Genomic DNA, 7773 nt, shown 5'->3' with positions numbered 1-7773 from the left:
TTGTTTCATTCCTGAGTTGTCTATGTCCATGCTTAGTGTGGCATCTTTTAATTTATCACCCACCTTCATGTTGTTGGGGTATTCAATAAAGATCTTATCGGCCTTTACATCAGCTTTGGCAAATTGTTCCTGTTGTTGCTGGGGCAATTGCATGGTCATATCAATCATCATAACGCCGCCATTGCAAACAATCTGACTATGGCCTTTGGCGATAGACTTCCCCTTTTTATCAAACATTTCTGAATTAACAGTGCCGGTAATATTATCACCGCTATTGGTGACATCCGAGATTGTATACACCTGCCTGCCGCTGGCATCGCCCTTCTTATTATAAATGGTCATTTCAACAGTCTTATTCTTTTGCAGGAAATAAAAATTGTTACAATCCTGGGCCAGACCTGCATGGGAAAGCAGGCCTAGAAAGCTGGCTAACAAAATGGTTGATCGCATAAACAATGATTTTGGTGTTACTATCAGAAGCAAAGTAACAACCAAAAATAATACATCGTAATACCCATTTCGTGGTAAATTAAGTGCTACAACGCTTGTGCATCGTGGGTTTCCTATTGCCTGGTTGCTTTCTCTGTAGAGTCCCCTTGTTTATTCATTCTTCTAAAAGGGGTCATCCGGTTTACGATCTCTTTAATAACCGTATCAAACTTTTGTAATTGATCGGGGCGGCAGATGGCCCTCACATGCTGGAAGTGACGGAAAGTAGCGAGGTCGAGCCTTTTTTGCAGAGCGGCAATTTCATTGCTGCGGGTTATCAATGCAGAGTCTGTTACATTAGATTGGTTCAACAGATCGAAAAATCTTTTCTTGGCGTCGCGCATGCTGTCTACTACCGGCCGTTGCGTATCGATCATGGAATCACGCAATTTCCAGTAAGCTGCTTCCTGGGTAGCGTCGAATTTCATTTGATCGACCATGAACTGACCCATTCTTTTTTCCCGGTTGCCGGGGTCGTGCCCAGGTCCACCTTCATGGTTGGGTTTTTTAAACCAGTAAATAGAAAGGGTGGCAATATTGGTCAATAATAAGATCGCTACAAGTACCAAAAGCCATCTTTGACGGGGGGGCTTCATCATGGTTCTGGTGAATTTTCATTATATACAGGGTACACACCACCTGCGGGGTATTCAGCAGCTACTACCTGACCTGATTCAGTATTTATATTTGAGGAAGCCGTGTTCTGCTTCCACATTTTTAACACGGTAGTAGCATTTGCTATGAGAATGATCGCTGCAATTGTTAAGGCCAGCACAGGCCTGGTAAGCCAGCGGCCGATAGGACCACCCTGGTCAAACTCTCGCTCCACCCTCCCCTGCAGGCGGGTATACAGGAAATCAGGCGCTTTTGCCCGCTGCATCCCCTCCAGGCTATTCAGCACCGTATCTATCCGGGAGTCGTTATTTGAATCGATTGACATAAATGTAATTTACGATGTAAACTTATACATTTGACGCTAATAAATCCTAAAACCTTCGAACCGCTTACTTGTCTTGTGGATTACTCTGTTGATAATATTTCTCCAACAGTCTGCGCAAATTCTGTCTGGCCCTGAATAACAGCGACTCTACTGCCGATACCGACAATTGCATCACGTCGGCGATCTCCTGGTAACTCAGCTCCTCGGTTTTATGCAGAGTAAATGCTACTTTCTGATTTTCAGGTAGTTGCTCAATCATCCGGAACAACAGGGCCGCCTGTTCCTTTCGGTCTAAAGTCACCCCTGGGTGCTGAAAATCAACCGGTTCATGAACCAGCTCATCATTAGGGCCAAAAAGACTGGTAATAAAGGCAAAACGCTTTTTACGTTTGCGGCTGCGGATGTGATCCAAAGCCTTGGTGGTGGTAATGCGGTAGATCCAGGTAGATAACCGGGCATCTCCCTTGAATTGATCTATGGAGCGATACACCTGAATAAATACTTCCTGGGCAACATCTTCGGCATCTTCACTATTTTGCACAATACCCAGCGCCGTGTTATATACCAGGTCCTGATAGTTTGCTACCAATAATTTGAATGCCCCTTCATCTCCTGCCCGGAGTTGTTGTATCAGATCCAGTTCGTTCAAAAAGACGGCCGTTTAAATTTGAAGCTACAACTTACGAAATCCTTCGATATGATACGGGAAATCGGGATAGACAGGCCAAAAGTGTAGATCATCAGGCATTTTTGCAACCTGAATTTGGGGAGTCCGGTTTTCAAGTCACCTTTTATTTTGTAACGTTCTGTAATAATTTTATTTTTGCAGCAAGTTCTTAAAACAATTGCCCGATAGTATAATGGTAGTACCGCAGATTCTGGTTCTGCTTGTCTTGGTTCGAATCCAGGTCGGGTAACAAAGGCCCTCCGATGCAATCGGAGGGCTTTTTTATTTGGTAGCGTCCCGAACTCGTTCGGGAAAGCGAACAAATAAAAAAGCCCTGCCCCGCATAGCGGGGCAGAGGGCCTTTGGGTAATACAAAGCGTCACTGGATCGGCGTAGCCAATCCACGGCTAACAAAGCGGTTCTGGATCGCCGAAGGCAATCCAGGTTTCATCTCATGAGCTCCCAACTAACAAACTAACAAACTCAATAACTACGAACTATAAACTTAGAACCCAGAACCAACAACTTTCAACTAAAAACTACTGATCCCACCAAACCCTGTCCGTCAACTTAGCCGTTTGTATCGACTGCGGATTCGAAGTAAGCTCCACCTGCGGGTATAACAACCGGCGGGGGATATCCGAGAGGGCATTCGGCACTTTGGTCAACAGGGGAAATCCCGTCCGGCGCCAGTCGTTAAAGTTTTCTATCGATAAAAAATTGGCGATCTTCTTTTCCTCCATGATCCGTTGCAGAGCATTAGTGGCCGTTAAAGCGCCGCGATCGGCGAGATAGGTATTTATATCGCCAGCAGCAATACCCAATTTTGTCATATGTGATTTGATGGCATCCTGGTAAATGGGTTCCGCCGCGGCAAAACCCGATCTTATTAAAGTAGCCTCCGCTTTCAGAAAGAGCGCTTCTGAATAATTAAGCACATACACCGGCGAGCTGGCCGCCCCAACAGCCATGCCGGGCAGCGAGTAAACATTCAGGCTGCCGCTGATGTTTATTGACCCAATAGGCCGGCCATTGTATAACCCTGTTGATTTGGCTTTTGCAATCAGTTTGGGCAGACGTGGATCGTTACGCGTAACCAGCGTATCCACACAGGCAGATGACAATACGATGGTTGATACGGAAAGAAAATTAAGGTACCAGGGATTTTCAAAACCGGCGCTGCCGGGATAAGTCATCTTCATATCATCGTCATTGTCCTGCATTCCATTTTGTAAGGCGGCTAATGCCAGGGAGGCCTGGCCTGCTGCTGTGTAACCAGGCGCTTTGGTAAGGTGCATGTAATACCGCGCCTTTAAAGTATAAGCCAGCCGCTTCCATTGGTCCATATCACCGCCATAGTAATAATCATCATCGCCAGGTGTTAACGTGGCGTTCTTATTGATGTCGGCAATACCATCATCGAGCAGTTGCTGAATAGATTTATAAATGCTTTCCTGCGAATCGTACACAGGTTTCAGTTTTGTGTTGCCGTTAAACGCTTCAGAATAGGGAATATCGCCCCAGTAATCGGTAGCGATGCCCAGGCAAAAAGCGCTCAGGATATTGGCAATGCCCGAATAATTATAGTTCTCATTCGTAATAGCTTTGTCGTGCAGGGCCTTCAGGTTGTTGAGACCCACTACATAAATGCTTTTCCAGGAATCATCGAGGTTAATGTTGAACAACTGGTAAGTGCCCTCGTTGGGTACAGGTTGATTCAACGCAATGTTTTGCATATAATGGTTCGCCAGGATGGCCGCGAAACCAGTGGAGTTGTAATAAGCGCCACCGGTAAGTACCGTTGATAAATTCAATTCAACCGGCGCCAGTATCAGGGCTTCCTGCACGGTAGTGGGGTTATTGGGGTCATTGTTTACATCAATATACTTTTTGCATCCGGAGGTAAGGCAAAGGGCGAGCAGCAGAATATATGTTGTTGTGCGCATAATGATCTTGTTAAAAAGTTTATAATCCGATCTTCAGACTGATATTCACCGACCGGGCGGTTGGCGTTGAAAAAGAATAGAGGCCCAGCGATCCGTTGGATGACCCAAATGAATTGGTTTCCGGATCGCCGCCGGTAAAATGCGGACTGTGGATCCACAGGTTTCTGCCCGTAAGTGTTAACGACGCTGATTTGAGTGGTGTTTTTTGGATCAGTTTGCCTGGCAGCACATAGCCAATGCTTACGTTACGCAGCTTTATATAGGTAGCATCCTGGATCACCGATTCCACAATACCCGAGACCTGTCGCCAGTAATCCTGTCCTTTTACTGCTACGGTGTTGGCTTTGTCATCTACGGTGCTGATGCCGGCCACAGTGCGCATGCCACGATCTTCCGTTACCTTGGGTGTGCCGTAAAAGTAGCCATAGCCATCCACGTTATTTTCTGTAACGCCGCCTTTCTTCATATCAAAAAAGAAACTGAGACTGAAGGGACCATAACTCAGGTTGTTGGTCAGCCCGGCCAGCCAGTCGGGTGAAATATTACCCAGAATGCCTTGTTGAGGATCAGCAAAGGGAAGACCGCTGGCGTTGATCAACAGTTGACCGGTCCTGGGATCGCGGGCAAATCGGGTACCGAATTTAACTCCATAAGGCTGGCCAACTATGGCATTGGTAAAGCCAACGTTTACCTGGGTAAGGTCATCATGCAGGGCCAGTACTTTATTATCAAGTTTGGTAAAGCTGAAGATAAGGTCCCAGTTGAATTTACCCGCCCGCACCGGGTTTGCGTTCAGCAATATTTCAATACCCTTTGTTTGTAAGCGGGCGGTATTGATAGTGGTTTGGTTATACCCGGTAGCCGGAGAAATGGTAACCGGGATCAACCCATCCTGTACCTTTTTATTGAACCACGATACTTCGGCGCCAATACGATTGTTCAATGCTTTTATTTCAATGCCAGTCTCAAATTCACGCACCAGTTCGTTTTTCAAAAAAGGATTGCCAAGCACATCCTTCAACAGAAAACCATTTTGTTCCTGAAAAGGGAAGGAGATGCCCGCGATCGTATTATTATTGGCGCTGCTTACATTGAGGTAAGGCGTGGTCAGGGAATAGGCGTCCACATTGTCATTGCCAACGCTGGCATAGGATACGCGTACTTTACCAAAGTTGATAACAGAAGAAAGTTTGGGTCCTAGTAATTCTGAAAAAACAAATCCGGCCGCCGCCGACCCATATGGATAGAAGGCGTTGCTTTTGGCCAGTACCGAACTGCCATCATACCTGCCTGTTAGCGCCAGGTTCAGGAGGTGGTTATAGTCGAAGTTGGCCTGCGAATAAAAACCTGTCTTGCGAACAAGGTAATGTTTCTCACTATAGGTTTGGGTAGAAGCGTTGGCCACATTATCATAACCGCCGGTAACAGATAACCCAACACCCCGGCCTTCTACATTTTGCGTATAGGTAGATAGCACGTTGTTACCAAGCAACAACTGCACATTGAATTTATTGAACTGTTTATGCGCATCAATGATCAGATCATTATTATACTGACGGAACGTATTGGTGCGGTCAACAATTAAGCCATTGGGATTGCCTGCAGAACCCCGCGCTTCAAAATATTTTACCTGTTCGGCGTACAGATCGGCGCCCATTCTTTCCGTAATATTCAACCAGTCGGTGACCGTATAGTTTAATGTGATCGCGGGCAAAAAGCGGTTCACCGTACCATGAGTATAAATGTTATCAAGCACCCAATATGGATTGTTACGTCCGAACCGGTAAACGCGTTGCGTGCCATCTGTATTCACGGTAGGAAATGGGTTCCATGAAATTGGCGCCGCATAAATTGTCCAGATGGGGCTCTCGAGATTGTAACCCTCAGGTACGCGATTGGTGCGGTTGTTTGCATAATTGAATTGAAACGTACCCGCTATTTTATCAGTGAGCTTGGTGGTAAATTTAGTAAACACCGCATGCCGCTTTAAATAAGAGGTAGGAACAATCCCTTTTTGATCGAGGTAAGAATAAGAAGCGAAATAACTGGAGCCGGGACTGTTGGAACCGGAAAAGCTGATAGCGCTGGTGGAAGTAACGCCGGTTTGAAAAAAGTCTTTTACCTGGTTCCTTTTTTGAACCGGTTGACCATTCACCCGTAAGGTATCCATCAACGGTCCCCACGAACTGCTGGCCTTGTCAGCATCGCCGTCATAATATACGTTGTCGTAGATCACGCCGTTTATGTCCTTACGATCGCCCTGTGCGTATTTGTCCTGTACTTTGGCAAAGATGCCGCTTTCAAAAGAGAGGTCTTGCGAAACAGTGATCGCTGGCTTTTTAGAACCGCTGCCGGTTTTAGTAGTGATCATGACCACGCCTCTGGCGCCGGCAGACCCATACAGGGCGGTAGCGGCAGCGCCTTTCAACACGTTCACGCTTTCAATAATGGCGGGATCAATATCGAGCAGGCGATTGCTGCCGGGACCATTGTTTACCGCACCTGTTTCAGCATTGTTTATTGGAATGCCATCTATTACAATAAGCGCTTCATTATTCCCAACGATCGAAGTAACGCCCCGCACTACAATGCGGCTTGATGAGCCCGGCGCTCCGGTGCTACTGGTTATTTGTACCCCGGCTATTTTGCCCGTCATGGCGTTCAGTACATTCGGTTCTTTGGCCCGCCCCAGTTCATCTGACTTTATTTCCTGCGAACTGAAAGTGAGGTTCCTTTTCTCGCGCTTAACGCCCAGTGCCGTTACCACCACTTCATTCAATGAGTGATCATCGGGCGATAACGTGATGGTCACAAAATCCTGTGCAGCAGTTTTTACTTCACTTTTGTTATAACCAATAGCGGTGATAACCAGTGTGGCATTGGTGGGAACGTTGATCTCGAAACTACCATCGTCGCCACTGCTGATGCCGGCTTTTGAGCCCTTTACCATAATGGAAGCTTTGGGCAGGGGACTACCATTTTCATCCTGTATCTTTCCCCGCAGCAGTTTATTCTGCGCCCACGTACTGGTAAACAAAAACAAGGTTGCAGTCAATACAATGACGCCTGGCAATTTTGGTTGCATGGTATGTTGTTTTGGTTGTATGTTGTAAATGCTACGGCGGGTAGTCGTTAGAGTACAGGACCGGGGTAGGGGAGTAACAGCCAGGGAAAGAAATGAATGCTCCCCGGATGCTTTACGAATTTATATTGGTGTGCCGTAAATGTGTTATTAGTTCTTGACGACTTATTTACCGTAATTGATTAACCCGGGTTTTATCCTGCCCTTTGTCTTTTGCCCTTTGCCCTGCTTATCATGTTCAATTAATCAGTAAATTGAACAACCATTAATATGATATTACGAATGAGTGTCAAAATAAACGTGGATAATACACTTTCAATGGTGCTGATCGATTATCACCATACCGAGACCCTGTATCAACTGGTGAAACTAAACCGCCTGCATTTGCGGGTGTGGCTGCCCTGGGTTGACCAGATGCGCTCTGTAGATGACTTCAGAAAATACATCAACAGCTCAAAACAACGATATGCCAATCATACGGAGATGGGTTATGTGATTATGCAGAACGATGTCATGATAGGGAGATTAGGGTTGTACAACATTGATCTTATTAATAAAAGCGCCTCCATTGGTTACTGGCTCGACAAGGAATGGATGGGTAAAGGCATCATTACCCGGTGCTGCAAAGCCGTCATCGATGAAGGGTTTT

General features: G+C 46.2%; 7 protein-coding genes and 1 tRNA gene. 2 read left to right on the top strand and 6 right to left on the bottom strand.

Features of this window, described 5'->3' with window-relative positions:
• From ACJ751_RS19550 to ACJ751_RS19535, 4 genes are all read right to left on the bottom strand, one after another.
• On the bottom strand, positions 1–450 hold a 450-nt coding region (locus ACJ751_RS19550; protein ID WP_407747205.1), incomplete at its 3' end, for a hypothetical protein.
• A gap of 113 nt (positions 451–563) precedes the next feature.
• A complete protein-coding gene (locus ACJ751_RS19545; protein ID WP_407747204.1) occupies positions 564–1088 on the bottom strand; it encodes a Spy/CpxP family protein refolding chaperone in 525 nt (174 codons plus the stop codon).
• Positions 1085–1429: a hypothetical protein gene (locus ACJ751_RS19540; RefSeq protein WP_407747203.1), complete on the bottom strand. Its 345-nt coding sequence runs from the start codon at positions 1427–1429 to the stop codon at positions 1085–1087. The genes ACJ751_RS19545 and ACJ751_RS19540 overlap by 4 nt, the downstream gene beginning before the upstream one ends.
• A 64-nt stretch (positions 1430–1493) precedes the next feature.
• Positions 1494–2078, bottom strand: coding sequence for an RNA polymerase sigma factor (locus tag ACJ751_RS19535; protein WP_407747202.1), 585 nt, complete (start codon positions 2076–2078; stop codon positions 1494–1496).
• A 197-nt stretch (positions 2079–2275) separates the two neighbouring features.
• On the opposite strand from ACJ751_RS19535, the gene ACJ751_RS19530 reads away from it, so the two are divergent.
• Positions 2276–2346: transfer RNA gene (locus ACJ751_RS19530), tRNA-Gln, on the top strand.
• 289 nt (positions 2347–2635) lie between these two features.
• On the opposite strand, the gene ACJ751_RS19525 is transcribed toward ACJ751_RS19530, so the two are convergent.
• Together ACJ751_RS19525 and ACJ751_RS19520 are read right to left on the bottom strand one after the other, a co-directional pair.
• Entirely contained in the window at positions 2636–4042 is a 1407-nt protein-coding gene (locus ACJ751_RS19525; RefSeq protein ID WP_407747201.1) for a SusD/RagB family nutrient-binding outer membrane lipoprotein, read from the bottom strand.
• Positions 4043–4061: 19 nt separating this feature from the next.
• Entirely contained in the window at positions 4062–7127 is a 3066-nt protein-coding gene (locus ACJ751_RS19520) for a SusC/RagA family TonB-linked outer membrane protein (RefSeq protein WP_407747200.1), read from the bottom strand.
• Between the two features lie 279 nt (positions 7128–7406).
• On the opposite strand from ACJ751_RS19520, the gene ACJ751_RS19515 reads away from it, so the two are divergent.
• A partial coding sequence (locus ACJ751_RS19515) for a GNAT family N-acetyltransferase (protein ID WP_407747199.1) occupies positions 7407–7773 on the top strand: 367 nt, incomplete at its 3' end.

Source organism: Niastella sp., assembly GCF_045805085.1.
In the GTDB taxonomy this organism is placed as follows: Bacteria; Bacteroidota; Bacteroidia; order Chitinophagales; family Chitinophagaceae; genus Niastella.
Note: the sequence above shows the minus strand (reverse complement) of the source record. Positions and strands in the feature narration are given on the sequence as shown.

Coding starts and splice junctions, on each gene's coding strand:
- ACJ751_RS19545 (WP_407747204.1), bottom strand. CDS start 1,088: ATGATGAAGCCCCCCCGTCAAAGATGGCTTTTGGTACTTGTAGCGATC.
- ACJ751_RS19540 (WP_407747203.1), bottom strand. CDS start 1,429: ATGTCAATCGATTCAAATAACGACTCCCGGATAGATACGGTGCTGAAT.
- ACJ751_RS19525 (WP_407747201.1), bottom strand. CDS start 4,042: ATGCGCACAACAACATATATTCTGCTGCTCGCCCTTTGCCTTACCTCC.
- ACJ751_RS19520 (WP_407747200.1), bottom strand. CDS start 7,127: ATGCAACCAAAATTGCCAGGCGTCATTGTATTGACTGCAACCTTGTTT.